This window comes from Pseudorhodoplanes sp., from assembly GCF_050250235.1.
Classification (GTDB): domain Bacteria; phylum Pseudomonadota; class Alphaproteobacteria; order Rhizobiales; family Xanthobacteraceae; genus Pseudorhodoplanes.
The window spans coordinates 22,913-45,885 of the sequence record NZ_JBFWPA010000045.1; the positions used below are offsets into that span (position 1 = coordinate 22,913).

Here is a 22,973-nt window from a genome sequence, read left to right on the forward strand (position 1 = left end):
CGGCTTTAGTCCAGATTTTTTGCTCTTCGCAGATCTCTGTTGATCCGCGATTGCCAGCCTTCTCCATCTGCCTGGTAGGCTTCCAGCACATCAGGATCGAGCCGGAGCGAAATGGCTATCTTGGTTGGCGCCTTCTGCTTGCCCCTGCGCTTTCGGGCCAACGCGGGAAACACTTCATCGAAGGACCTCGCCCTTGCAAAGTCGCTTTTGGTCCATTCGGGATTGTCCGACACCGCGCGCATATCGTCGGCCGTATAGCCTTTGGCCTTCCTAGCCTTTGAGAGCTTCGGCATAGAGTTTCCTTTCACGAGGACTGGCGGGCCGCATGCTGATGACGCTGACGCCCTCGCGTCCAAGCTTTGCAAACACGACTCAGATAACCCCTGCGACGCTCGCCCCGATGCCTCGCCATCGCTTGTCGCGCGACGGCAGAAACAGCGCATTCTCAAAAAACCTCTCAGTCAAATCTGTGAAGTCCAAGCCGTGCTTGTCGAGGTTTGCCAGCCGCTTCGGCTCGTCCCAAACGATTTTCATGATCTTTTTGTATATACAATCTGACTGGCGATCCGTCAATTTTTTGAATATGTAATTTGCTCCGGCCTAACTCCGCACCACTACCAGCAGGGTCGCTAATGCCGATAAGAAAAACTCGGGCTGCATCACATGAGCGTCGCTTGCGCGGGCAAAAAAGGCAATGCTGGGGCAGTTGCCAAGTCCTGCCCGGAGCGCAAAATAAGCCATTGAATTAAAACAATAAATCGTCGCATTCGTGGCGCGAAATCATTGGCTTTGCGCAAATGAATCGGCTAAGGCTGCAGCCGAATTCAGCTTCCCGGATAATCCTTCTTGGCCGATCCCGAAAACCCTGCCTCCGGAGGCGGCTTGCCGCCGGATATACGCGCCGTGTCGATCACGGAGGAGATGAAGCGTTCGTATCTCGATTACGCGATGAGCGTGATCGTGTCGCGGGCGCTGCCGGATGCGCGCGACGGGCTGAAACCCGTGCATCGGCGCATCCTCTATTCGATGCACGAGCAGGGGCATACGCCGGACAAGAAATACGTGAAGTCGGCGCGCATCGTTGGCGACGTGATGGGCAAATATCACCCGCACGGCGATCAGGCGATCTACGATTCGCTGGTGCGCATGGCGCAGGATTTCTCCATGCGCCTGCAACTGATCGACGGGCAGGGCAATTTCGGCTCGGTCGACGGCGATCCTCCGGCGGCCATGCGCTACACGGAATCGCGGCTTGCCAAACCCGCGATGGCGCTGCTCGCCGACATCGACAGCGACACCGTCGACTTCCAGCCGAACTATGACGGCAACGAGCGCGAGCCGGTGGTGCTTCCGGCGCGCTTTCCCAATCTGCTCGCGAACGGCGCAGGCGGCATCGCCGTCGGCATGGCGACCAACATCCCGCCCCACAATCTCGGCGAACTGATCGACGCCTGCGTCGCCATGATCGACGATCCGGCGATTTCGATCGCCGACCTGAACACCATCGTTCCCGGGCCGGATTTTCCGACCGGCGGGGTTATCCTGGGGCGGGCCGGCATCCGAAGTGCCTACGAGACAGGCCGCGGTTCGATCGTGATGCGCGGCAGGGTCGAGATGGAGACCGTCCGCAAGGAGCGCGAGGCCATCGTTATCACCGAAATTCCGTTTCAGGTGAACAAGGCGACCATGGTCGAACGCATCGCCGAACTGGTGCGCGAGAAGAAAATCGACGGCGTTGCCGACCTGCGCGACGAGTCCAGCCGCGAAGGCTATCGCGTGGTGATCGAACTGAAGCGCGAAGCCATTCCGGACGTGGTGCTGAACCAGATTTATCGCTACACCCCGCTGCAGACCTCTTTCGGCTGCAACATGGTGGCGCTGGAAGGCGGACGTCCGCTGGTGATGAACCTGAAGGACCTGCTTGCGTCCTTCCTGGCTTTCCGCGAAGAGGTGGTGTCGCGGCGCACCAAGTTCCTGCTCAACAAGGCGCGCGACCGCGCCCATGTCCTGGTCGGCCTCGCCATCGCGGTCGCCAATATCGACGAGATCATCCGCCTGATCCGCGCCTCGAAGGACGCCAACGAGGCCCGAGAGGCGCTGATCGCGCGGAACTGGCCGGCGCGTGCGGTCGAGGCGATGATCCTGCTGATCGACGATCCGCGTCATCGCATCAATGAGGATGGCACCTACCGGCTGTCCGACACGCAGGCACGCGCCATCCTCGATCTGCGCCTGCAACGCCTGACTGCGCTCGGCGTCGAGGAAATCCAGGCGGAACTCGACAAGCTCTCCGCCGAGATCAGCGATTATCTGGAAATCCTGCGTTCGCGCGCTCGCATTCAGGCGATCGTCAAGGACGAACTGGCGAAGGTAAAGGCGGACTTCGCCACGCCGCGCCGCACCGAAATCGTCGAGCAGATGGACGAGGTGGTGGAGGAAGACCTCATCCATCGCGAAGACATGGTCGTCACCGTCTCGCACCAGGGCTACATCAAGCGCGTGCCGCTCTCGACCTACCGGGCGCAGCGCCGCGGCGGCAAGGGCCGCGCCGGCATGCAGACCCGGGAGGAGGATTTCGTCGCGCGCCTGTTCGTCGCCTCGACCCATGCGCCGGTTTTGTATTTCTCATCGCTCGGCCGCGTCTACAAGCTGAAGGTCTGGAAATTGCCGGTCGCGGCGCCGCAGGCGCGCGGCAAGGCGCTGATCAATATCCTGCCGCTCGCGCAGGGCGAACGCATCACCACCATCATGCCGCTGCCCGAGGACGAGAGCACCTGGGACAATCTGGACGTGATGTTCGCGACCACCAAGGGCACGGTCCGGCGCAACAAGCTGTCCGATTTCTCCGACGTCAGGCCTTCCGGCATCATTGCGATGAAGCTCGCCGAAGGCGAGGGCATCGTGGACGTGCAGATCTGCACCGAGAAGGACGATGTCCTGCTGACCGCCGCCAACGGCCAGTGCATCCGTTTCGCGGTGCCGGACGTGCGCGTGTTTGCCGGCCGCTCCTCGATGGGCGTCCGGGGCATTTCGATGGAAGAGGGCGACCGGATCATATCCATGTCGATCCTGCGGCACGTCGATGCCAGCGCGGAAGAGCGCGCCGCCTATCTGCGGCGCGCCAACGCAGTGCGTCGTGGCGATGAGACGGATGCCGGTGAGTCCGATGACGAGGCGGATGCCGAGGAGGCCGCCGACACCATCGAGCTTGGCGAAAAGCGCTATGTCGAGATGTCGGCGGCCGAGCAGTTCGTGCTTACGATCTCCGAAAAAGGCATGGGCAAGCGCACGTCCTCCTACGAATACCGCATCACCAATCGCGGCGGCAAAGGCATCGTCGCGATGGGCATCCTCGAGGGAAAGAAGGGCGCGAAGACCATTCGCAAGAAGACCGGCAAGCTGGTCGCGTCGTTTCCGATCGAGGAATCCGACCAGATCATGCTGGTCACCGATGGCGGTCAACTGATCCGCACCAAGGTCGAGGGCATCCGGATCGTCAGCAGGTCGTCGCAAGGCGTGATCGTGTTCGACACGGCCGAGGACGAGCGGGTGGTTTCGGTCGAGCGTTTGAGCGAAGACGGCGACGTTTCCAACGGGTCGTAAACGGGCGCGCGAGCCCGAATTCTTCCAATCCGAAAATTCTGTCACATCCGTGGTGCATCCTGCGCCGCGGCAAGAGGGGTGGGTGCCATGAAGGCCGACGAAGCTGCCGAAATGATGGATGCCGAAAAGACGCGGGACACGTTCAAGCAGCGCGCCGCGGTCGCGATCGCGGTGTTCGCGATGCTGCTCGCCATCACCGGGCTGGGCGGCTCGAACGCAGGCAAGGAAGCGGTCAACAACAACGTGCTGGCGTCGAATTACTGGAATTTCTTCCAGGCCAAGAACATGCGCCAGACGTCGTTCGCACTGGCGGCCGACCAGCTCGAGCTTCGTCTCGCGCAGAATGATCCGGCGTTGTCGCCCGAGGCGCAGGCCGAGCTGAAGAAGAAGGCCGAGGCCTATCGCAAGACGGTGGCGCGCTACGAGTCCGAGCCCGACACGAGGGAAGGCAAGAAGGAGCTGATCCAGCGCGCCAAGGAATACGAGGCCAAGCGCGATCACGCGCTCCAGCAGGACCCGTATTTCGACTACGCCGAGGCACTGCTGCAGATCGCGATCGTTCTGATCTCGGTTGCCATTGTCGCCGACCTCGTGTGGCTGAGTTTCGTCGGCGGCGCGCTCGGCATCATTGGCGCATTGCTGACGCTCAACGGCTTCTACCTGTTCGTCTCATTGCCGTTCCTGAGCTGAAATCGGCGGGAAGCGCGGCCCAACGGGTCACTCGCTAGCGCGGCGTCGGCACGGTGCGACGGATGAAGTCGCCGGCGTCCAGATTCAGTCTGGCTTCGTCATAGGACATCATCCAGCTCGATGGCGCGACCATTGCGGATAGCGGCGGCGTGGAGGCCACATCGAGGAGGGCGGCCCGGCTCAGCCGTATCGGCGAGGCACCGGACGCGGCCTTCAGTTCGGAGGCCGAAATCCGGTCGGGAGCGACGACCCTGACCTTGATGGCGCGGCCGGCATTGCGCGTTTCGTCGCGCACGCAGGTACGCGCGTAATACGGCCATCCCCGCAATTCGCAATCGGAAAGATCGGCGATATCGGCTTTTTCGCCTTCGACGCGAGCGCTGGCGTTGACAAGCGCCGGAATGGCGAGGATCACAAACGCCGCAAGTGCTGCGGCGGCTGCCACTGCATGAACGGGCTTGAGCATCTGGTTTAGGTCCCCTCGGTTCGCGCCCGGCCGTTTGGCCTTGTCCGCACGTTCAAAGCGGGGAAGGGTGTTCTGGTTCCGCCCTCGCGAAATTGTGAGGAACCCGGAACGGCCGGCGTGTTCGGGCGTTACCTTGCCCTTGCGAGACGGGCGACCGCGGGCTAAGCGGAGCCCGCCACCACATCCGATGGGCGCCATGCCGCGAATTGCGCTTTATGCCGGCTCTTTCGACCCGGTCACCAACGGCCATCTCGACATCGTCCGACAGGCCGCGCGGCTCGCCGATCGGCTGGTGCTGGCGATCGGCGTCCATCCTGGCAAGACCCCGATCTTCTCCGCGCAGGAGCGGATGGACATGCTGCAAGAGGTCTGCCGGCCGGTGGTGCGGGAGACCGGTTGTGAGATGGGTTACCTGACATTCGACGACCTCGTCGTGCGCGCGGCGCAGCGAGAGGACGCGACGGTGCTGATCCGGGGCCTGCGCGACGGCACCGATCTCGACTACGAGATGCAGATGGCCGGCATGAACGGCGCCATGGTGCCGGAGGTGCAGACGGTGTTCCTGCCGGCGTCGCCCGCGGTGCGCCCGATCACCGCCACACTCGTGCGCCAGATCGCCAAAATGGGCGGCGACGTGTCGCATTTCGTACCCGCTTCCGTCGCCGCGCGGCTCAAGGCCAAGTTCAGTACCTGACATCTCGATCCTCTCAGGGAGCTTTCATGATTCGCATTCTTGCCATGCTGCTGGCTGCGCTTGTTATTGCAGCGCCCGCGCAAGTGACATCCGCTCTTGCGCAGTCCGATCCGGAGAACACGCTGGTGCTCGAAACCACCAAGGGCCCGGTGGTGATCCGGCTGCGCAACGATGTCGCGCCGCAGCATGCCGCGCGGCTGAAGCAGCTGGCGCGGGACGGCTTCTACAACAATGCGCCGTTCCACCGGGTCATACCGGGCTTCATGGCGCAGACCGGCGACGGCGACCGCGGCGACGGCAGGGGCAAATCGAAATATCCCGACCTGAAGCAGGAATTCTCGCAGGTGCCGTTCCGGCGCGGCATCGTCGGCATGGCGCGCGGCAGCCACAGCGTCGATTCCGGCAATTGCCAGTTCTTCATCACCTATGCCGACGCTCCGCACCTGAACGGGCAATACACCGTGATCGGTGAAGTGGTGTCCGGCATGGACAATGTCGACAAGATCAAGCGGGGTGAACCAGTACAGGATCCCGACCGCATCACCCGCGCTTTTGTACAGGCTGACAGGAAATAGGAGCACCATGAGATGGCCGATCCGGAAAATACCCTGAAGCTCGAGACCACCAAGGGCGACGTCGTCATCGAGATGCGTCCGGACCTTGCGCCCAACCATGTGGCGCGTATCAAGGAACTGGTGCGAGAGGGCTTCTATGACGGCGTCGTCTTTCACCGCGTGATCGACGGCTTCATGGCCCAGACCGGTTGCCCGCAGGGCACCGGCACCGGCGGTTCCGGCAAGAAGCTGAAGGCTGAGTTCAACGCCGAGCCCCATGTGCGCGGCGTGGTCTCGATGGCACGCGCGCAGAACCCGGATTCTGGCGACAGCCAGTTCTTCATCTGTTTCGACGACGCCACCTTCCTCGACCGGCAATACACTGCCTGGGGCAAGGTGATTTCCGGCATGGACAATGTCGACAAGATCAAGCGCGGCGAGCCGGTGCGCGATCCCGACAAGATCGTAAGGGCGACGATTGCTGCGGATGCGTAGCTCTTTATCCCTCCCCTGAAAGGGGAGGGTCGACCGCCCAACGGGTCCGCGCGAAGCGCGGCCCGATGACAGGCTCCGGCGGTCGGAGAGGGGTCACGTTACGTCTGACCCCCACCCCGCGCGCCGCGCCGACCACCCCCGTTTAGGGGGGGGTGTAAGGTCCAATCAATCTCACCACCCTCATCGATTTCGAACTCCCGGCCGAGCGGATCGCGCTGCGGCCCGCATCGCCGCGCGATGCCGCGCGGCTCCTCGTGGTGCGGCCGGGCGAGACGCTGGAAATCGAAGACCGCGTCGTACGCGACCTGCCGTCGCTTCTACGCGCGGGTGACGCCCTTGTCGTCAACGATACGAGGGTCATCCCGGCGCGGCTATTTGGCAGGCGGATCGGCCGCGGTGTGGAACCGAGGATCGAAGCCATGCTGCACAAGCGGCTCGACGGCTCGCGCTGGCTCGCCTTTGTCAGACCGGCGAAGCGCCTGGAGCAAGGCGATGCCATTCGCTTCGGCGACGAGGGCAAGGTCTGCTTTCTCGGGCAACTCGATGCAATTGTGGAGCACAAAGGCGAAGGTGGAGAGGTGACGCTATCCTTTGCGTTCCACGGTACGGTGCTGGATCAGGCTATCGCGGAGCGGGGAGAGATGCCGTTGCCGCCCTACATCGCCGGCAAGCGCGCAGCCGACGAACGCGACGCCACTGACTATCAGACCATGTTCGCGCATCAGGAGGGATCGGTGGCGGCGCCGACCGCCGCGCTGCATTTCACCAGCGATCTTGTTGCGCGCCTCCAGACGGCGGGAGTCACGCTGCACAAGCTGACGCTGCATGTCGGCGCCGGCACCTTCCTGCCGGTGAAGGCCGAGGACACGACCGCGCATCGGATGCATGCCGAATGGGGCGAGATCGACGAAGCGACGGCGACCGCGCTCAATGATATTCGGGCGCGGGGCGGGCGGATCGTGCCGGTCGGAACGACGGCCTTGCGGCTCCTTGAAAGCGCGGCCGACGAGGGGGGGAGGGTGCAAGCGTTCCGCGGCGACACCGATATCTTCATTACGCCCGGCTATCGCTTCCGTGTCACCGACCTGCTGATGACCAATTTCCACCTGCCGCGCTCGACCCTGTTCATGCTGGTCTCGGCTTACGCGGGTCTGGAAACCATGCAGCGCGCCTATGCGCATGCGATTGCGACAGGCTATCGCTTCTATTCCTATGGCGACGCCTGCTTGTTACACCCCGCCCGATGACCAGGCCGTTTTCCTTCCACCTGATTGCGACCGACGGCGCCGCGCGCGCGGGCGAGATCGAGACCGCGCATGGCCGGATCGCGACGCCCGCCTTCATGCCGGTCGGTACCCAGGCCACGGTCAAAGCGGTGACCACCGACGATGTCTCGCGTACCGGCGCCGATATTCTCCTCGCCAACACCTATCACCTAATGCTGCGCCCCGGCGCCGAACGCGTCGCCGCGCTCGGCGGACTGCACGGCTTCATGAACTGGCACAAGCCGATCCTCACCGATTCCGGCGGCTTCCAGGTCATGTCGCTGTCGCAGCTGCGCAAGCTCGACGAACGCGCGGTGACGTTCCGGTCGCATCTCGACGGTGCGATGTACGAACTCTCACCCGAACGGGCGATCGAGATCCAGCGCCTGCTCGGTTCCGACATCTCGATGCAGCTCGATGAATGCCTGCGCCTGCCCGCGAAACGCGACGAAATCGATCGCGCCATGCAATTGTCGCTGCGCTGGGCGGAGCGAAGCAAGCGCGCGTTCGAAGGCGCAAAGCCGGGTTATGCGCTGTTCGGTATCGTGCAGGGCGGCGACGACGCGGACTTGCGGGTTGAGAGTGCGCGGGCACTGGTGGACATGGACTTCCAGGGCTATGCGATCGGCGGGCTCGCGGTCGGCGAGCCGCAGGCGGTGATGCTGTCGATGATCGACATCGTCGCGCCGGAACTGCCTGCCGACCGGCCGCGCTATCTCATGGGCGTCGGCACGCCGGACGATCTGATCGAGGCAGTCTGGCGCGGCATCGATATGTTCGACTGCGTGATGCCCACTCGCAACGGGCGCCACGGACTGGCCTTCACGCGGCACGGGTCGGTCAATCTGAGAAATGCCCGTCACGCCGACGATCCACGTCCGCTGGATGAGACGAGCGGCGACCCGGCCACGCGCACCTATTCGCGCGCCTATCTGCATCACCTGGTCAAGGCGAACGAGACGCTCGGCGCCATGCTGCTGACCCAGGTCAATCTCGCCTATTATCAGACGCTGATGAGGGACGCGCGAGAGGCGATCGCGGCCGGGACCTTCCTGGCTTATCGGGATGCGAAAAAGCGAGGCTGGGAGGCGGGAGACATCCCACCGCTGAACCTTGGTGCTTGAATTGTGGCTCCGAAACCGGTTTGGTGCGCTGAAATCGTATGGGAGGAAATGCGATGCTGCGATCCGCCACGATCCTGCGACTTGCCGCCGTCTGCGGGGCGGCATTCATGCTGTCGGCCGCACCGGCCACTGCCCAGGGCAAGTATCCGGACAAGCCGGTAAAGATGGTTCTGCCGTTCGGCGCAGGTGGCGTCGCCGACGTTACTGCACGGCTGGTCGCCGAGAAGCTCAGTCAAAAGTTGGGGCAGCGCTTCGTGGTCGAGAATATGCCGGGTGCCGGCGGCATCGCCGCGGCACGCGCGGTGCTCCAGTCGCCGGCCGATGGATATACGCTTGCGGTGCTTACCAACGGCACCGCGGTCAGCGCCGGATTGTTCAAGAGCCTGCCGTTCGATCCCCTGAAGGACTTCGCGCCGGTTTCGGCAATGGGTTATTTCGATCTGATCCTCGTCACCAGTGCCAACGGCCCGTACAAGACACTCGGCGATTTCATCAAGGCCGCGAAAGAGAAGCCTGGTCAGCTCAATGTGGGCACCATCGCCGCCGGATCGAGCCAGAATCTCGGTGCCGAGCTTTTCAAGTCGGTCTCGGGCCTCAACTTCGTGATCGTGCCCTTCAAGACCTCGGGCGATGTGCTGGTCGGGCTCGAACGCAACGACGTGCAGATGGCCGCGGAATTCTACGCGGCGCTGCGCGGCAGCCTCGAAGCCAAGAAGTTCATCCCGGTTGCGGTGTCGGGCACCAAGCGCGGCGACTATCTCCCGAATGCGCCAACCGCAAAAGAGGCCGGCGAGCCGAAATGGGAGGTCACGTCCTGGAACGCGATCTTCGCGCCGGCCGGCACACCGCCCGACGTGATCGCGACCCTCAATAGGGCGTTGAACGAAGTGCTGGCCGATCCGGAGGTTAAGAAGAAGGCGCTGGAGCTCGGCATCGACGCCCGAGGCTCGACCCCGCAGGAGATCCAGGCCCGGCTCAAGGACGACATCGCGAAGTGGTCCGACGTGATCGAGAAGGCGGGCATTCAGAAACGCTGATGACGATCATCGATTTTGCAAAGCGGCGGAAGCCCGAGTTCCAGCTTCCACCGGCAAGCTGCGACGCGCATTGCCATGTATTCGGACCGGGTGACGTGTTCCCCTATGCGCCGAATCGACGCTACACGCCGGAGGATGCACCGAAGGACATGCTGAAAGCGCTGCACGATCACCTCGGCATCAGCCGGGCGGTGATCGTGCAGGCGAGCTGTCACGGCAGCGACAACCGCGCGATGCTGGATGCGCTCACGTGGCGGCCGGAGCATTATCGTGGCGTCGCCATCCTCGACGAGAACACGCCGGGCACCGACATTCCGAACATGCATCGTGCCGGCGTGCGCGCGGCGCGCTTCAATTTCGTCAAGCATCTCGGTGGCTCGCCGGACATGACGGTGTTCGCCAATATCCTGCGCCGCATCAAACCTTTGGGCTGGCACGTGGTGCTGCATGTGGACGCACCCGACATCATTCCGCTGTCGGACATGATGCGCGGGCTAACCTTGCCGTTCGTGATCGACCATATGGGGCGGGTGCCGGCCAAGGATGGCGTCGACCAGAAGCCTCTCGCAGCCTTGCTCGATCTGGCCAAGCTCGACCGATGCTGGATCAAGGTCTCGGGCTCCGAACGGATCGACATGCCGCCCTACGACAAGGCGATCCCGATCGCGCGCAAGATCGTGGAAGCAAGCCCCAACCGTGTGTTGTGGGGCACGGATTTTCCTCATCCGAATTCCACGCACGAGGCGGACGAAGCCGACCTCGTCGATCTGCTGCCGCAGATCGCGCCGGACCCGGCGCTGCGTCAGAAGCTGCTCGTGGACAATCCGGCGAAGCTCTACGGATTTTAGCCGAGACCGGGAGACCGGCGAAGCGCGCTGCCGCGGTTCACGGCCGCTCGCCTCATGCCGGAGCCTGAGGCTGCTGTGCAGCCATGCGATCGCCCATTCGACCGCCCATGTCTGCGACGCGAGTGTTTGGACCACCGGAAATGATCAACGCCAGGCCTTCCCAACGGAAAGGGCCCACCGTGCGCTTCGGCGGGCCCGAAATCCGTTCTGTCGTTGTTCGACGTGTTGTCGTTCGTCGACGTTCTGCCAAGGTCGACGGGTGGTTCACGGACGGCTCGCTTGCCGACGTGTCGATGGCCGAAAGTTCAGTTTTCGAACGGTACTGCAAATGCCGTGCGGAATTCGTAATCGCAAAGATCGCAGGACCAGATGTTGCTGACCTTTCCCTGACCAAGGAATTCGGTAGCGGCGGCCGCGAACAGCAAGTCGCCGCAAGATGGGCAAACCGGCCGGCGAAAAGCAGGGTAAGCGACGCGGGCTGGATCGCCGGATGAAAGTCTCATGACGGTCCTCCTCTCGTTACCCCTCCTCCTCCGCGACAATGTGTATCGTGCCTTCGTGGCAACTTCGCGACGCGGTTTCGAAAGTCTTGTGCGGTTCGACGAAAATGAGATTCAAGTCTGAGTTCCGACACAAACGCAGCGGACGCCGGGTCCAGATCGCGTTGCAGTGCAGCAGCAAAACCTCGCGCGAGGTCTGCTTTTTCCGGGAAGCGCAGGCGAGGGTCCAAATTGACTGAATATTTGCCCAGGTCCGAGGGCGAACAGGGACACGACGAACGAACGCTGAAACGCTACAAGACCCTGGGTCATGAAGGCAGCGCCGATCATGAAAAAAGCGGGCAGGGGATCGTCGCGGTGTCCTATCTCGACCCGAGGGTTGCGTCGGCCCCCATCGTGATTTTCGAAATCCACAAGCTCCGGCGGACGGACACCGACCTGCGCGCGCATTGGGTCGTGCAGGTGCAGTCGGTCGGCGGAAAGCGCCAGACGTTGACGCGCCACGGCTGCGTAGCGGCCGGATCGGCACTGTTCGCACTTGCGAAGGCCGAGGCCGATGTACAGGCAGGTTTTGTTGCGCGCGATACGTTCGACATGGCGGCGAATGCGTATTGGCTGAAATTGTGAGCCGCTACGGACAGGCAGGCGGCCATACCGAAGCGCGCGCGCCTCGTGGATCTCGCTAGCGCGTCGTTTGTGCGATTTCGTGGTACGCGGCGCGGCTGCGCCTTACACCCAGCCGAGATCCTTTGCGCCAGACCAGATGGCCCACACCCCCAAGGCTACAATTGCTGCAGATATGATGAGCTTGGCAGGCGTACTAAGCCGTTCGAACCGATCCGCCAGCATCTGACCCTCCATGGTTCGGAGCCGGGACGGGATTCACAATTGGTATTCTAGCATCAGAGGGCGGCTGCTGCCATGACCCCTGGCGGCGGAGCGGTGGCATTTCCATCGGCAGCGAGCGGTGTGGGTCGAGCGCTGTTTTTCAGGCTTTTCCCGACTGCGCGGCCAGCAAGGCGTCGCGTTCCTTCGTCAGCCGCTCCAGTTCCTCGCTTTGCTGTGCGATGCGGTCTGAGGCGAGCGCCTCGTCTGCGGCCCCAGACCGCGCTGCGGCCTGCTCGATGAGCTGGTTCAGATTGTCTCTCACGATGGCGATACGGCGGTCGAGTTCCGCGATGGATTTGATCTCGCTCATGGCACCCCGCGTGTTCGATCCTTGCCGATCGATCTAGGGCAAATCACGCCGACGGACAACAAAGGGTACCTCGGAGGAAACGGAAATCTATTGCACGACCAGCGCACAGGCGCCGTGGTTGTCGAGGCAATGCTTGGCGATCGCACCCTTGAGGTACGAGGGTTTGTTGACGGCGCCATAGACCGAATGGCTGGCCGATGCTGAGGCCGAATAGATGGTGGTGGAAACCAGCGTCGCTGCGGCGGCGAACATGATCACCGCGGCAGCGATGCCGAGAATTGCGTTGCGGATCATGACAGGTCCTGGTCGATGGCGGAGGAATGTGAAGTTCTGGTCATCAGTCGCGCGTGGTCCGGCGACGGTTCGATCAGCTGGGTTCGGCGCGGTCACGCTAGCGTGATCAGCACTTCTCGCAGGGCAGCTGCTCGCTGCCGATGCAATGCAGCTAAACATTGCGGCGGCACAACCTTTGACACTTGAAGATCATAAGCCAAGTGATTGATATAAAATAATATAATGAAAGACCCCGCCTTCGCAAAGAACGCCGGTTCCGGTGTCGCGGCTTGCCCGGAAGATGCTGCGTTAACAAAAGCTTCCGCACCATCGCCCTTTCTGCTGGCTGCAATTTAGTTCGAGTTAGATCGCTGCCCTTATGAAGTGGTTCAGCAACGCGAGCAGTCAGATGCTGGAACGGCGAAAAACCACACGGACCCCAATCGCTGCCACAGGCCGGGTAGCCTTTGGCTTAGGCCCTGACATCGAATGCACCATCCGCGACGTTTCCGATGGCGGCGCACGGCTGGTATTCGCGCGAAAGCGCGTGGTTCTGCCCGGGCAGTTCGCGCTGGAAATCGAAGGGGAATGGCCCCGGCTTTCCTGCCGCGTGGTGTGGCGAGCCGGCTTTCGCGCGGGCGTCCGGTTTGTCAGACCAGGCGAATCGGCCCTTCGGCCTGTGGTCAGGCCGAGCGCGAGGATGGCTGGCTGAGGTGTTGCAATCTGGGTGTCATCCCGCCGAAACAATGAATTCGATTGCACATTGCGGTCATTGTCATACCCCGCGCGAATAATTGGTGAGCCCGCCGGGATTCGAACCCGGGACCTACTGATTAAAAGTTCGCCGCAGGACCCCCACGGAGCTTAACTATCCCGAACATTTCCCGGACGTAAGCGCTTCAAAGGCCTTATAAAATTGCGATTCCGTTAGGCTCCGTGTAGCCACAAGCCGCACGGAGCTTAACAGGGCATCCTGTTTACCCGAGTGTTACCCGGGAGTCCGCATGGCCAAGAAGCTGACCGCGCTCGTTATCGAGAATAAATACAAGCCAACAGCGAAGCGCCGCGAAATTCGTGATGCCGGCGCGCCCGGCCTGTACCTAATCATCCAACCCAAGCCGACCGGCGCGAAGTCGTGGGCGATGCGTTTCCGCCGCCCCGATGGTCGGCCTGCGAAGCTCCACCTCGGCCCCTACGATTTTAGCGGCAAGGAGGTTGAGGGCGAGCCGGTCATCGGACAGCCGCTGACAATAACAGGTGCTCGATACCTTGCTGGCAAGATGCACCGCGACCGCAAGGGCAAAGATGTGATCGCCGAACTCCGAGAGGCCAAGGAGAAGGCTCGCATCCAAACCCGCATGGACGTCGAAAATAACTTTGCGGATTTGGCTAGAGTTTTTGCCGATGAGCATGTGAAACCCAAGACAAGGCGCTGGCAGGAGACCTGCCGCTGCCTTGGCCTCCGCTACGACGAGACCGAAGCCGGTCGTAAGGTTGAAGATGAGACTGAGACCGCGCGGCTGCGGCGGATATGGCCAGCCGTAAAAGGCGGGCTTGCCGAACGCTGGGCCGAGAGGACGATACGTTCCATCGACGCCATCGCCATCGAGACGGTGGTCGAAGAGGCGCGCAAGATCGGTATCCCGGGAGTGAAGGTTCGCCGCAAAGGGCGCAATGCCTCGCGTGGCCGCGTGCTGCACTCGGCGCTGAGCAGCATGTTCGGCTGGCTGGCATCTTCGAAGGACAAGCCAGCGCAGATTCCGGCGAATCCGCTCGCCGGTCGGGAAGGGCCTTCGGTTCCAGAGAAGCGCGACCGCCGGTTAAATCCGGATGAGGTTCGCTGGTTCTGGCACGCCTGCGATGCGGCCGACGCTTCGCAGTTTCCGAAGGACCGCAAGCCCTATGCGCCGGCGCTCCGTTTGCTATTGCTGACCGGTCAGCGGCTGAACGAAATCGCACGTATGCGCCGCGCCGAACTAGAGGATGGCGACCTGCATCTGCCCGGCAGCCGTACCAAAAACAAGCGCCCTCATATCGTCGCGTTCGCACCGCAGGCGCGCGAACTGATTCCGGACGGCGATGGTGAGTTTGTTTTTAGCACCACAGGTCACTCGCCAGTCAGCGGCTGGAGCAAGGCCAAGCGCCGCATCGATGAAAAGATGTTGGAATTGGCGCAGAAGGAGAGAGGCGAGAATTTCGTCATCCCGCCGTGGCGGCTGCACGATTTGCGGCGTACCGCCATCACCGGCATGCGCTCGCTCGGCATTTCATCGGACGTGGTCGAGCGCGCCGTCAATCACGTCAGCGGCTATCTCGCAGGCGTTGCCGGTGTTTATGACCACGCCGACCTTATGCCGGAGCGGCGCGAAGCACTCGAGCGCTGGGCCGCGCATGTCGAAGGCCTCGTGGGCGGCAAACCTGACAATGTCGTGTCGATCAAGGAAGCCAAACCTCGGAGGGCCAAGCGATGACAAAGCCCCCGTCAATTCCGAATTTTGAGAGCCCAGACTACATCGAGCGTCGAAAGGCTGCCCGGATTAAGCGGCTGGAGACGGATAAGACGGAAAAGCCCATTGCGGCACGTGAGACTTGGCGGCAGGACGCGTGGCTCGATGTGCATGATCTGCGACGCGCCGGATTGCATTCCCGCGCTGATGATTTGATTAAGGAGATAGAAGCGCGCGGCCCGGGCAATCCGAATCCGGCCGTCGCTCGCAAGCTGACCGATCCGGGGCGGCTCGCTTGGAGAGTCGCCGTCAAAGTCGATGATATATATGAGAAGTGGTTGGCCGGACGGAAAAGGGCTCCAAAAGAACCCCACAAAGGTGAAGCGGCCAAACGCTGGGATGGTTGGTACGAACAAGCCTGCAACGAATTGAAGGTCGATTCCAATACGAATGAATTGAAGGAAGCAGTACGCAGCCGATTGAAACAAGGTCGCCCAGCAGTTGATGAGATGCGGCAACGATTCAAGGCAGAGGCAGCAGCGTCAATTCAGGATTCAATTACCCCCTGAATTGTAGCGCGGTTCTAACCGCTACCGATTCGAGCAATGTTCGGCTCCGTTAAGCAACGTGAGCCCCATTCGCTATGGCAAAGCCCGACAAACTCGCTGCGAAGCGAAAGAACCTTGCTCAGGCGCGGCAGAACAAGCCGACGACTGTGGCTGCTTTATCTGCGGTCGATGCATCCAGCGAAGCTTCTGACAACACCGAAGCTTCTGACGACGGCGAACCTATAGAACTTGTTCCCGATCCGAAGGTTTGGGAGGAGTTCGATGTCACGCCGCAAACTGGCGACCGTTGGACCAAGCACCCCACCTTGGGCTTCCCGGCGAAAATCAAAATTGGTGACCGCAACTACCGTAACCGCCGCGATCTCGAAGCGTTCAAAAAACGCCTGATCGCCATAGCAATCAGGAATCGCGCGACGACATGAGGCGAAGCCCCGACGCGTGCGACCGCGCCGGGGCCAGAGGGGCGAGAGCGTACGACCCGCTCTCGATAGGCAGCCCATACATCGGGTCGGCGCGAGAAAGCAACTCACGCCATGGCTGACAAGATCGCAGAGCGATTCACGACGCTCGATAAAAACCTGCTGAATTACCCGCTCGCCCGCTCGCGCTTGACGCGGTCATGGTGTTGGCAACGCGAGGATGATGGCTGGATCGTCGGCAAGCCGCCGCGCGACACCGGATTCGAGTTTCAGTTGCCGCCCGGGACGCGACATAAATACTGGCGCTGTCCGACCGGTTTCGAAATCAACATGCTGATGGAATTGTCGGCAAAAGCGCAGGCGCTGGACACCGACACCATCGAATTCGCATCGATCCCACAACTGCTCGGCCTGATGGGTGTCAGCGAGAATAGCCATTACTGCGAGCGAACACGCGAAGCGCTCACATACTGGAGCCGCGTCGAGGTCCGTTATTTGAAATGGTATCTCGGCAGGGGCAGGTACCGGCTGAATAAGATGATCACGCCGATTGAGGTGATCAAATACGATGGCACCCGGATCAAGATCACTCTAGCGCCAGAGTATGCGCGGCCGGCAAAACGGTATTTCAAACGCATTCACCTCCCGCTGCCGAGCAACGAGACGGCGCAAAACATCACATTGTGCATGCTTGCTTGGAAATGGACTGCCAGTAACGGGCGGGATCGGATGCGGACCGGTCCTCGCCTACGACTCTTCATGAGAAAGGTCGGGCTCGGTTCACATAAGAACAATGCATCGCGGTATGACGCGGTGGTCCAGCGTGTTGTCAAGCCGTGGTTTGAAAAGGTCTACGGATGGGGATTCAAGCATCTCATCGTCGAGGATCGCAAAGTCTTTGTGTGGTTAAACCGGTCGCGCGTCGAGCGCGAGGCACATCACGATGCCGACGATGCCAAGATGAAACGGGAGGGATAATGGCCAATTTTTATCACCGCCAAACTGTAGGGCCTACCCACCGCCAAACTGTAGGGTGTTCACCGCCAAACTGTAGGGTGTTCACCGCCAAACTGTAGGGACCCGGGGTAGGGGTATGAAGACATGTACGAGCACAACGAACAAAGACCAAGACTGGATAGGGCGGCTTTGCCGCCCGGCAAGATGGCTTCGCCGTAGTCTTTAAGTTGAAGATCAACCGCTCGGAGGATTTCAAGATGGAACGTGATCCCGACTCGCCAATGTATGATCAGGAGATCAGGGGAAACTGGAGCCACCCGGATCATCGAGGTCGCCGGCACGACCGCGCGCCCCACGCGCCGGTGCCGCCGCTGCCGGCCATGGATATGAAAACGGTGAAGGGCATCGAGGCGCTCGGCAAATACCTGACGCGCTCGCATCAACTACGCCGCGACATCGCACACCTGCAGACCGGTGTGGAAAATGCGCAGTATGGCATCAAGGCGGTCTTGATCGATCACCCGCAACTGCGGCGCGTCTACGACGCCTTTGTAGCATCTGGCGCGGGAGAGACCGCCGATGACTGGCGCGCGTTCGCCTCGGCCTACAAGAATCCCGCGAAGCGCTCTCTCAAGCTGGTGATTGACAACTCGCCGCCACCGAAGCGCAAACGAGTACGGATCGGAGAGCACGGTGGGTAGCGATGGCAAGATCAACGAAGGGCCAGATTGGAGCCGGGCCTCTAGCCCTGATCCAAGAATCAAGCGTCGCCGGCCTGACGAGTGGGGCGATGCCGATGACGACCTTTACGCGCCGCAAAGCGCGCGGAGGCTCCCCGACCCAGAGCACGAATATTGGCAGCGCGACGCCGAGTGGGCTGACCTTGCCCAGCGCCAGCAGGAGCGCCCCATCCGCCGAGTCCGCTCCAATCGGGGCTGAGGAAGGCCACGGTTCGCCGGGACCGGGCCACACAGCGCCGCACCGTCGCGACGAATGGCCAGCGCGGCCCCGGTTGCCGCCCCGGGAGGCGACGAATGCGCCGGTGGGCCGGATATCGGGTTGTCGAGGCAGCAGCCGGGAGGTGCGTTCGGAGCCTAACGCACCTTCTTCGCGAACACCGCGCCGCAGCCCGCGACTAGCCTTCTTTCGGGTCGTAGTTGGGGTCGTAATCCCACTGAACTTCACGGTCAACGCGGTCGGCAAATTGATCCGCCGGCACTGTCGCCTTTGGCCCCCAGATCACGTCTTTCCCGACGGACTTCTTCCCTCGGGATTCATATGTGATCTTGCCATCCTCAACTTCCATGACTCTTCTAACTTGTCCTGAGCTGGTCACGTAGCATTTCCCCTTCGCAATGCTGCTCGCCTCCACTGTCATCTTTCGTCCTCCCAGATCGCGTTGTGTCTGCGGCTCAATATAGGCTTGACGGTTGCTGCTGCAAGGATCGGAGCCGCCCTCAACTCACCGACGGGATGAGACGAACGGACGAGCCTAGGAAGACGCTCGGCGTGTGCATCACATGCATGGCTTACAGCGTTAGCATTCGATAGAGACCGAGCACGATCAGGATTACGCCGCCGATGTCGAGCAGCACCCCGACCGGGTGCCAAAGACGCAAGTATTGCGTGATCATGTGCTGCGGTAGGTAGGCGCTCGGTGCGGTGAAGCTGATATCGCGCCGATGATTGATGCCTTCGCCAAAACCGCAGGCCACCATCCCGAGCGCAATAAAGATCAAATCCTTGTTTGCCGCCGCGAGCGCCGCCACGAGTATTGCGAGGCCGACAGCGACCAGTTTGTTCCACCAAAGATCAAGATCGAATGACCTCAGGAATTCCATCGCCCCATCCCCCGCTTCCTGTACGGCCCGATCATAGATCATACGACATAGGGGAGGATAACATCATCAGCGTTTGATCACGTGGCCCCGCGCAAACAAGAAAAGAGACTGAGTACCGGGGTCACCAATAAGCCGAAAACCACACCAAAGAGAAAGCCGGAAAGAGCGACGACCGACGAGCGGGTAACGGGTAGCGGAGCTAATACTAGGACCGACGACCACGTGGCAAATGTACGAGCCCGCAATAACAGAACCGAACGCATCATCGTAGACCGCACGCCTGCAGCGCATAGCCTAGCCCCAGCGATCTCCCCGTAACGACACCCTCCGAATTGCCCGGCAGAATCCCCGGCAAAGTGCCCTAAGAAACAAACCCCGCAGCACCCTTTAAATACAGCACAACGAATCACCCCTGCCAAAAAGGGTCAGCTACGGATCGTTAAACCGTTGATCGGTCGCAGGAAAACCCCCGTAATCAAATAAGACTGGCCACAAAAACACGTGCGTCTATGGGTGCCGGGTAACGCTCGGGTATTCGAAAGCGCAGTTCTGATGGCTGATCTCAAACATCGACAAAAGCGCCGTTATGCCAATCACGTCCCCAGCAAAGGGGAGGAGGTGCGCAAGCGCATTAAAGCGATCATGCGCAAGCAGCCGACCGATGACGTGTCCAAGCGGAAGTCGACGCACCGCACCCGCGTGACCAATGGCAAACGCATCCTGCAGGGTGTTGATGGACGTGGCCTGATCGCTCGCCGCTATTATGATCTGTACGACATCATCATGCAGGACCAAGGCGGCGCTGATCGCATGAGCGAAGTCCGCAAGCAATTGGTGCGCCGCTTTGCAGCCGCCAGTGTGCTGGGCGAGATGATGGAGGCAAGGATTGCCAATGGGGACAATGTCGACATAGCCCAGCACGCTTTGATCGCCAGTACCCTCGTCCGCCTATCATCCAAGATCGGCATCGACCGGCGCTCCAAGGTGGTGAGCACGCCTGCGCTGAAGGACTACCTTGAGTCCAAGACGCAAAAGGGCACTGGCCGGGTGCGCGTCATCGATCAAGATGGCGAGGACGCATGACATGCGCGTCCGTATCAACCCCCGCATCCGTATCACCGATACCGAGCAGCCCCGGGCCGGCATGAGGCCGATCATCTCCATGCGGGAAGCACTGGACGATGATGCCTTGCTCGGCAGCATCTTGGACGGCGACTCGTGGGAAGCATGGCGTGTGATGTTGATCGCCACCATGGGCGAACGCCTTACCTCGGATGAACGCAAGCTGTTCACAAAGCTGACCGGACGCAAGCGCGAGCCAATGCATCGCGTCGATGAAGCAGCCTTTGTGGTTGGCCGGCGTGGTGGCAAGTCCCGCGCCATGTCAGTGCTGGCAACGTACATTGGCGGTCTATGCGATCATCAGCACGTACTTGCACCCGGTGAACGTGGCGTCCTGCTTTGCATTGCCCCGGATCAAAAGCAGGCCAAGATCACGCTCGACTACACAGCGGCTGCATTTGAACAGTCCAAGATGCTGCGGCAGCTTATCGATGATCGTACCGCCGACACCCTGCGCTTGAAAAACGGTATCGACGTGGAAGTGAGGGCAGCAAGCTTTCGACGCCTGCGCGGTCCAACCTACATTGCCGTCTTGGCGGATGAAGCGGCGTTTTGGTACGGCACCGATGGCAACTCGGTCAATGCTGATATTGAAATCTTGAATTCCGTCCGACCGGGTCTTGCCACCACCGGTGGTCCATTGATCATCGGTTCGTCCCCCTATGCGCGCCGCGGTGAACTTTGGCAGCTATACAAGGCCAACTATGGCCCGGACGGCGATCCGAACATCATCGTAGCGCAAGGCGCGTCTCGCACCTTCAATCCGTCGCTGCCCCAGAGCGTCGTTGATCGTGCCTACGCCCGGGACGCTGCTGCCGCCTCGGCTGAGTACGGTGGCCTATTTCGTACCGATATCGAATCCTTTTTGAACCGGGAGGTGGTCGAGGCCTGCGTAAGCCCGGGGGTGCGCGAGCGACTCTTCCTTGCAGATCACAATTATGTGGCCTTCACCGATCCGTCCGGTGGCTCGGCCGACAGTTTCACCTTGGCTATCGCACATTGCGAGGGCGACGGGATCATCTTGGACGCGGTACGCGAGCGCAAGCCGCCGTTTAGCCCCGACGACGTTGCCGCCGCGTTTTGCGCGCTGCTGCAGTCCTACCGGATCACCACCGTCATCGGTGATCGGTACGGTGGCGAATTCCCTCGGGAGCTATTCCGCAAGCACGGCGTCCAATACGAGCCGAGCGCCAAGCCGAAGTCCGACCTGTACCGTGACTTCTTGCCGTTGCTGAACAGCAAGCGCGCCGACCTGCTGGATAACGACCGGCTGGTCGGCCAACTCGCCGGCCTTGAGCGACGTACCGCTCGCGGCGGCAAGGATAGCATCGACCACGCACCGAACGGCCATGACGACGTCGCCAATGCGGTGGCCGGCGTGTGTGTCCTCGCGGCGAACTATACCGGCGCTTACGACGAGTCACTCACCAACATGTTCATCGAGCACGAGAACGAGCCGTCGAGCGCCGTAAGCATGATCAGCGCGCTCGCCTTCATCCGAGGCGGATTTTAGAGAAGGAGGACTACCACCATGTCACAGGCTTTGAAGCAACTTGCAGACGGAAGCTGGGTCCCCGTCAACGACGGCGACGTCATCCGCGACGGCGAGCGAATCCGGGTCGGGATGCCGTTCCTCGATGGTGCCGGCAAGCCTGCGCCGCAGTTCGACGCGGCCAACCAGCGACCCCGCCAAGGCCAATCCGATGCGCTCGATACGGTGCGCAGCGTTTGCGCACGCGCAAAGATGATCGAGCGGCAGCAGAACGCATGGAAGGATTCGCGCCCATCGATTCCTGCGGCATCGGCCGTAGCGCCACAGGTGCAGCAGCCGATTGCTCAGGTTACGAGCGACGGCGGCGAGAGCGAAGCTTACAAAGCCTACAAGCGCCGTATCGAAGATGGATACAAGACGCGCGTCAGCGACCGGCGCGTCGCGGTGTAGCTGACTCGATCAATCAACAGGAGCGATCATCATGGCTTTTCCCAACGCCGCCGCCCGGGCGGCTATTGCACCACCACCTCCACGGCCAACTGACAGGCTGCCGGCGCGTGTTCGCGCCAAGCTGACGCGTTTGCATCAGGACGCGCAGGATGCCTCGGACAATATGTCAAATTTGACGCGCAAGCTGAATGCCGAGATCGCTCGTTCGTCCATGTCGGAGGAGGCGGGTCGCGATCCTGTCAACGTCGAGGCGCTGGAGCGAGCTCGCGACCGGCAGCGGAAGGCGCACGAAGCGTTTGTTTTGTGGCGCACGCTCCAGAACCGGATCAACCAGTTCATGGGTGCTGGTCTCGTCGGCCAAGTCTGCCGCGAGTACGAGCCTCCGAAGAAGGCCCGTGTCCGCGTCGATGCCAAGCCGGCAAAGGATCAGGTCGCCACGATCCGCAAGAACATCGAATCGATCAAATATGAGATCGAGGCGGCAAAGCGCGCACCACTGCCTCGCAAGGACCGCGAGCAGCGCGCCCGGTCGTACCTGCAGGCGCTGGTGGAGGAGTCGCGGCCCATGTTGACGGTCGCAAAGACGGGCGAGGTCAACATTGGCATGGGGCGGGGGCCGCAGCGCCTGCCACCTGAATTGTCGAATCTCAGGTTGGTGCTTGGCGCGGCGATCTCGTTGGTTGGCGTCGAAGCGGCTATCGCGTCCATGCTCCCGACCATCGAAGAGTTACCCGGGGCGATGACGGTTTCGCAGCGCAATGCGCGCATCGACGAGTTGCGAGCGCAAATGCTCGAACTGGAACGCGAAGAAGAGATGATCATCGACGCTGCGCAGGCCGATGGTCAGACCATCTTGCGCCGGCCGGACGTGAACATCGCGGCGTTGCTTGGAGTCGAAGTTCGATAGGGTAACGAGAACGTCTGCTTCG

27 protein-coding genes and 1 pseudogene are annotated in these 22,973 nt (G+C 61.5%); 21 read left to right on the plus strand and 7 right to left on the minus strand.

Features of this window, described 5'->3' with window-relative positions:
• Nucleotides 1–5 precede the first annotated feature (5 nt).
• Both AB7F49_RS19425 and AB7F49_RS19430 read right to left on the minus strand, forming a co-directional pair.
• The gene (locus AB7F49_RS19425; protein ID WP_428525325.1) at nucleotides 6–242 is read right to left on the minus strand and encodes a BrnA antitoxin family protein; all 237 of its coding nucleotides are present in this window, start codon (nucleotides 240–242) and stop codon (nucleotides 6–8) included.
• A 28-nt stretch (nucleotides 243–270) separates the two neighbouring features.
• Nucleotides 271–534: pseudogene (locus AB7F49_RS19430) on the minus strand (BrnT family toxin).
• A 312-nt stretch (nucleotides 535–846) separates the two neighbouring features.
• Between AB7F49_RS19430 and gyrA the strand changes: the two are divergent.
• Nucleotides 847–3,603, plus strand: a complete 2,757-nt coding sequence (gene gyrA, locus AB7F49_RS19435; protein ID WP_428525327.1) for a DNA gyrase subunit A — start codon at nucleotides 847–849, stop codon at nucleotides 3,601–3,603.
• 87 nt (nucleotides 3,604–3,690) lie between these two features.
• Nucleotides 3,691–4,293 (plus strand): DUF4337 domain-containing protein, encoded by a 603-nt coding sequence (locus tag AB7F49_RS19440; RefSeq protein WP_428525329.1) that lies wholly within the window; start codon nucleotides 3,691–3,693, stop codon nucleotides 4,291–4,293.
• 34 nt (nucleotides 4,294–4,327) lie between these two features.
• On the opposite strand, the gene AB7F49_RS19445 is transcribed toward AB7F49_RS19440, so the two are convergent.
• Nucleotides 4,328–4,759 carry a hypothetical protein gene (locus tag AB7F49_RS19445; protein ID WP_428525331.1) on the minus strand — a complete coding sequence of 144 codons (432 nt, stop codon included), beginning with the start codon at nucleotides 4,757–4,759 and terminating at the stop codon, nucleotides 4,328–4,330.
• A gap of 196 nt (nucleotides 4,760–4,955) precedes the next feature.
• Here AB7F49_RS19445 and coaD point away from each other — a divergent pair, with 196 nt between their 5' ends.
• The 9 genes from coaD (at nucleotide 4,956) to AB7F49_RS19490 (ending at nucleotide 11,903) form a co-directional block, all read left to right on the plus strand.
• Nucleotides 4,956–5,453 carry a pantetheine-phosphate adenylyltransferase gene (coaD, locus tag AB7F49_RS19450; RefSeq protein WP_428525333.1) on the plus strand — a complete coding sequence of 166 codons (498 nt, stop codon included), beginning with the start codon at nucleotides 4,956–4,958 and terminating at the stop codon, nucleotides 5,451–5,453.
• 26 nt (nucleotides 5,454–5,479) lie between these two features.
• Nucleotides 5,480–6,028, plus strand: a complete 549-nt coding sequence (locus AB7F49_RS19455; protein ID WP_428525335.1) for a peptidylprolyl isomerase — start codon at nucleotides 5,480–5,482, stop codon at nucleotides 6,026–6,028.
• Nucleotides 6,029–6,040: 12 nt separating this feature from the next.
• A complete protein-coding gene (locus tag AB7F49_RS19460) occupies nucleotides 6,041–6,502 on the plus strand; it encodes a peptidylprolyl isomerase (protein WP_428525337.1) in 462 nt (153 codons plus the stop codon).
• 164 nt (nucleotides 6,503–6,666) lie between these two features.
• Nucleotides 6,667–7,749 (plus strand): tRNA preQ1(34) S-adenosylmethionine ribosyltransferase-isomerase QueA, encoded by a 1,083-nt coding sequence (gene queA, locus AB7F49_RS19465; RefSeq protein ID WP_428525388.1) that lies wholly within the window; start codon nucleotides 6,667–6,669, stop codon nucleotides 7,747–7,749.
• Complete coding sequence (gene tgt / locus AB7F49_RS19470) at nucleotides 7,746–8,891, plus strand: tRNA guanosine(34) transglycosylase Tgt (RefSeq protein ID WP_428525339.1); 1,146 nt, start codon at nucleotides 7,746–7,748, stop codon at nucleotides 8,889–8,891. The genes queA and tgt overlap by 4 nt, the downstream gene beginning before the upstream one ends.
• Before the next feature lie 53 nt (nucleotides 8,892–8,944).
• On the plus strand, nucleotides 8,945–9,928 hold the full coding sequence (locus AB7F49_RS19475) for a Bug family tripartite tricarboxylate transporter substrate binding protein (RefSeq protein WP_428525341.1): 984 nt from the start codon (nucleotides 8,945–8,947) through the stop codon (nucleotides 9,926–9,928).
• Nucleotides 9,928–10,776, plus strand: coding sequence for an amidohydrolase family protein (locus AB7F49_RS19480; protein WP_428525343.1), 849 nt, complete (start codon nucleotides 9,928–9,930; stop codon nucleotides 10,774–10,776). Before AB7F49_RS19475 ends, AB7F49_RS19480 begins: the two co-directional genes overlap by 1 nt.
• Nucleotides 10,777–10,916: 140 nt before the next feature.
• Nucleotides 10,917–11,270, plus strand: coding sequence for a hypothetical protein (locus AB7F49_RS19485; RefSeq protein ID WP_428525345.1), 354 nt, complete (start codon nucleotides 10,917–10,919; stop codon nucleotides 11,268–11,270).
• Between the two features lie 237 nt (nucleotides 11,271–11,507).
• Nucleotides 11,508–11,903, plus strand: a complete 396-nt coding sequence (locus AB7F49_RS19490) for a hypothetical protein (RefSeq protein ID WP_428525346.1) — start codon at nucleotides 11,508–11,510, stop codon at nucleotides 11,901–11,903.
• 361 nt (nucleotides 11,904–12,264) lie between these two features.
• Here the strand turns inward: AB7F49_RS19490 and AB7F49_RS19495 are convergent, their stop codons facing one another.
• Together AB7F49_RS19495 and AB7F49_RS19500 are read right to left on the minus strand one after the other, a co-directional pair.
• The gene (locus tag AB7F49_RS19495; protein ID WP_428525348.1) at nucleotides 12,265–12,474 is read right to left on the minus strand and encodes a hypothetical protein; all 210 of its coding nucleotides are present in this window, start codon (nucleotides 12,472–12,474) and stop codon (nucleotides 12,265–12,267) included.
• Nucleotides 12,475–12,561: 87 nt separating this feature from the next.
• Nucleotides 12,562–12,768: a hypothetical protein gene (locus AB7F49_RS19500; protein WP_428525350.1), complete on the minus strand. Its 207-nt coding sequence runs from the start codon at nucleotides 12,766–12,768 to the stop codon at nucleotides 12,562–12,564.
• A 388-nt stretch (nucleotides 12,769–13,156) separates the two neighbouring features.
• Between AB7F49_RS19500 and AB7F49_RS19505 the strand changes: the two genes are divergently transcribed.
• From AB7F49_RS19505 to AB7F49_RS19530, 6 genes are all read left to right on the plus strand, one after another.
• Nucleotides 13,157–13,459: a PilZ domain-containing protein gene (locus AB7F49_RS19505; protein WP_428525352.1), complete on the plus strand. Its 303-nt coding sequence runs from the start codon at nucleotides 13,157–13,159 to the stop codon at nucleotides 13,457–13,459.
• A gap of 292 nt (nucleotides 13,460–13,751) precedes the next feature.
• The gene (locus AB7F49_RS19510) at nucleotides 13,752–15,218 is read left to right on the plus strand and encodes a tyrosine-type recombinase/integrase (protein ID WP_428525354.1); all 1,467 of its coding nucleotides are present in this window, start codon (nucleotides 13,752–13,754) and stop codon (nucleotides 15,216–15,218) included.
• Nucleotides 15,215–15,763, plus strand: coding sequence for a hypothetical protein (locus tag AB7F49_RS19515; protein WP_428525356.1), 549 nt, complete (start codon nucleotides 15,215–15,217; stop codon nucleotides 15,761–15,763). The genes AB7F49_RS19510 and AB7F49_RS19515 overlap by 4 nt, the downstream gene beginning before the upstream one ends.
• 74 nt (nucleotides 15,764–15,837) lie before the next feature.
• The gene (locus tag AB7F49_RS19520) at nucleotides 15,838–16,185 is read left to right on the plus strand and encodes a hypothetical protein (protein WP_428525358.1); all 348 of its coding nucleotides are present in this window, start codon (nucleotides 15,838–15,840) and stop codon (nucleotides 16,183–16,185) included.
• A gap of 327 nt (nucleotides 16,186–16,512) precedes the next feature.
• Nucleotides 16,513–17,160: a hypothetical protein gene (locus AB7F49_RS19525; protein ID WP_428525360.1), complete on the plus strand. Its 648-nt coding sequence runs from the start codon at nucleotides 16,513–16,515 to the stop codon at nucleotides 17,158–17,160.
• Between the two features lie 236 nt (nucleotides 17,161–17,396).
• Nucleotides 17,397–17,840, plus strand: coding sequence for a hypothetical protein (locus AB7F49_RS19530; protein ID WP_428525362.1), 444 nt, complete (start codon nucleotides 17,397–17,399; stop codon nucleotides 17,838–17,840).
• Nucleotides 17,841–18,274: 434 nt separating this feature from the next.
• Here AB7F49_RS19530 and AB7F49_RS19535 read toward each other — a convergent pair whose 3' ends face one another.
• Nucleotides 18,275–18,517: a hypothetical protein gene (locus AB7F49_RS19535; RefSeq protein ID WP_428525364.1), complete on the minus strand. Its 243-nt coding sequence runs from the start codon at nucleotides 18,515–18,517 to the stop codon at nucleotides 18,275–18,277.
• A gap of 151 nt (nucleotides 18,518–18,668) precedes the next feature.
• The gene (locus tag AB7F49_RS19540; RefSeq protein ID WP_428525366.1) at nucleotides 18,669–18,980 is read right to left on the minus strand and encodes a hypothetical protein; all 312 of its coding nucleotides are present in this window, start codon (nucleotides 18,978–18,980) and stop codon (nucleotides 18,669–18,671) included.
• 552 nt (nucleotides 18,981–19,532) lie between these two features.
• Here AB7F49_RS19540 and AB7F49_RS19545 point away from each other — a divergent pair.
• Genes AB7F49_RS19545 through AB7F49_RS19560 form a run of 4 tightly spaced genes read left to right on the plus strand, consistent with a single transcriptional unit; the run spans nucleotide 19,533 to nucleotide 22,951 of the window.
• Nucleotides 19,533–20,063, plus strand: a complete 531-nt coding sequence (locus tag AB7F49_RS19545; protein WP_428525368.1) for a hypothetical protein — start codon at nucleotides 19,533–19,535, stop codon at nucleotides 20,061–20,063.
• 1 nt (nucleotide 20,064) lies between these two features.
• Nucleotides 20,065–21,615: a hypothetical protein gene (locus tag AB7F49_RS19550; protein ID WP_428525370.1), complete on the plus strand. Its 1,551-nt coding sequence runs from the start codon at nucleotides 20,065–20,067 to the stop codon at nucleotides 21,613–21,615.
• An 18-nt stretch (nucleotides 21,616–21,633) separates the two neighbouring features.
• A complete protein-coding gene (locus AB7F49_RS19555; protein ID WP_428525372.1) occupies nucleotides 21,634–22,044 on the plus strand; it encodes a hypothetical protein in 411 nt (136 codons plus the stop codon).
• A 31-nt stretch (nucleotides 22,045–22,075) separates the two neighbouring features.
• A complete protein-coding gene (locus AB7F49_RS19560) occupies nucleotides 22,076–22,951 on the plus strand; it encodes a hypothetical protein (protein WP_428525373.1) in 876 nt (291 codons plus the stop codon).
• Nucleotides 22,952–22,973: the final 22 nt, after the last annotated feature.

What these genes read in the sequence shown, in the direction of transcription:
- AB7F49_RS19425 (WP_428525325.1), bottom strand. Translation starts at nt 242, where the DNA reads ATGCGCGCGGTGTCGGACAATCCCGAATGGACCAAAAGCGACTTTGCA.
- AB7F49_RS19440 (WP_428525329.1), top strand. Translation starts at nt 3,691, where the DNA reads ATGAAGGCCGACGAAGCTGCCGAAATGATGGATGCCGAAAAGACGCGG.
- AB7F49_RS19445 (WP_428525331.1), bottom strand. Translation starts at nt 4,759, where the DNA reads ATGCTCAAGCCCGTTCATGCAGTGGCAGCCGCCGCAGCACTTGCGGCG.
- coaD (WP_428525333.1), top strand. Translation starts at nt 4,956, where the DNA reads ATGCCGCGAATTGCGCTTTATGCCGGCTCTTTCGACCCGGTCACCAAC.
- AB7F49_RS19455 (WP_428525335.1), top strand. Translation starts at nt 5,480, where the DNA reads ATGATTCGCATTCTTGCCATGCTGCTGGCTGCGCTTGTTATTGCAGCG.
- AB7F49_RS19460 (WP_428525337.1), top strand. Translation starts at nt 6,041, where the DNA reads ATGGCCGATCCGGAAAATACCCTGAAGCTCGAGACCACCAAGGGCGAC.
- tgt (WP_428525339.1), top strand. Translation starts at nt 7,746, where the DNA reads ATGACCAGGCCGTTTTCCTTCCACCTGATTGCGACCGACGGCGCCGCG.
- AB7F49_RS19475 (WP_428525341.1), top strand. Translation starts at nt 8,945, where the DNA reads ATGCTGCGATCCGCCACGATCCTGCGACTTGCCGCCGTCTGCGGGGCG.
- AB7F49_RS19480 (WP_428525343.1), top strand. Translation starts at nt 9,928, where the DNA reads ATGACGATCATCGATTTTGCAAAGCGGCGGAAGCCCGAGTTCCAGCTT.
- AB7F49_RS19485 (WP_428525345.1), top strand. Translation starts at nt 10,917, where the DNA reads ATGATCAACGCCAGGCCTTCCCAACGGAAAGGGCCCACCGTGCGCTTC.
- AB7F49_RS19495 (WP_428525348.1), bottom strand. Translation starts at nt 12,474, where the DNA reads ATGAGCGAGATCAAATCCATCGCGGAACTCGACCGCCGTATCGCCATC.
- AB7F49_RS19500 (WP_428525350.1), bottom strand. Translation starts at nt 12,768, where the DNA reads ATGATCCGCAACGCAATTCTCGGCATCGCTGCCGCGGTGATCATGTTC.
- AB7F49_RS19505 (WP_428525352.1), top strand. Translation starts at nt 13,157, where the DNA reads ATGCTGGAACGGCGAAAAACCACACGGACCCCAATCGCTGCCACAGGC.
- AB7F49_RS19510 (WP_428525354.1), top strand. Translation starts at nt 13,752, where the DNA reads ATGGCCAAGAAGCTGACCGCGCTCGTTATCGAGAATAAATACAAGCCA.
- AB7F49_RS19515 (WP_428525356.1), top strand. Translation starts at nt 15,215, where the DNA reads ATGACAAAGCCCCCGTCAATTCCGAATTTTGAGAGCCCAGACTACATC.
- AB7F49_RS19520 (WP_428525358.1), top strand. Translation starts at nt 15,838, where the DNA reads ATGGCAAAGCCCGACAAACTCGCTGCGAAGCGAAAGAACCTTGCTCAG.
- AB7F49_RS19525 (WP_428525360.1), top strand. Translation starts at nt 16,513, where the DNA reads ATGCTGATGGAATTGTCGGCAAAAGCGCAGGCGCTGGACACCGACACC.
- AB7F49_RS19530 (WP_428525362.1), top strand. Translation starts at nt 17,397, where the DNA reads ATGGAACGTGATCCCGACTCGCCAATGTATGATCAGGAGATCAGGGGA.
- AB7F49_RS19535 (WP_428525364.1), bottom strand. Translation starts at nt 18,517, where the DNA reads ATGACAGTGGAGGCGAGCAGCATTGCGAAGGGGAAATGCTACGTGACC.
- AB7F49_RS19540 (WP_428525366.1), bottom strand. Translation starts at nt 18,980, where the DNA reads ATGGAATTCCTGAGGTCATTCGATCTTGATCTTTGGTGGAACAAACTG.
- AB7F49_RS19545 (WP_428525368.1), top strand. Translation starts at nt 19,533, where the DNA reads ATGGCTGATCTCAAACATCGACAAAAGCGCCGTTATGCCAATCACGTC.
- AB7F49_RS19550 (WP_428525370.1), top strand. Translation starts at nt 20,065, where the DNA reads ATGCGCGTCCGTATCAACCCCCGCATCCGTATCACCGATACCGAGCAG.
- AB7F49_RS19555 (WP_428525372.1), top strand. Translation starts at nt 21,634, where the DNA reads ATGTCACAGGCTTTGAAGCAACTTGCAGACGGAAGCTGGGTCCCCGTC.
- AB7F49_RS19560 (WP_428525373.1), top strand. Translation starts at nt 22,076, where the DNA reads ATGGCTTTTCCCAACGCCGCCGCCCGGGCGGCTATTGCACCACCACCT.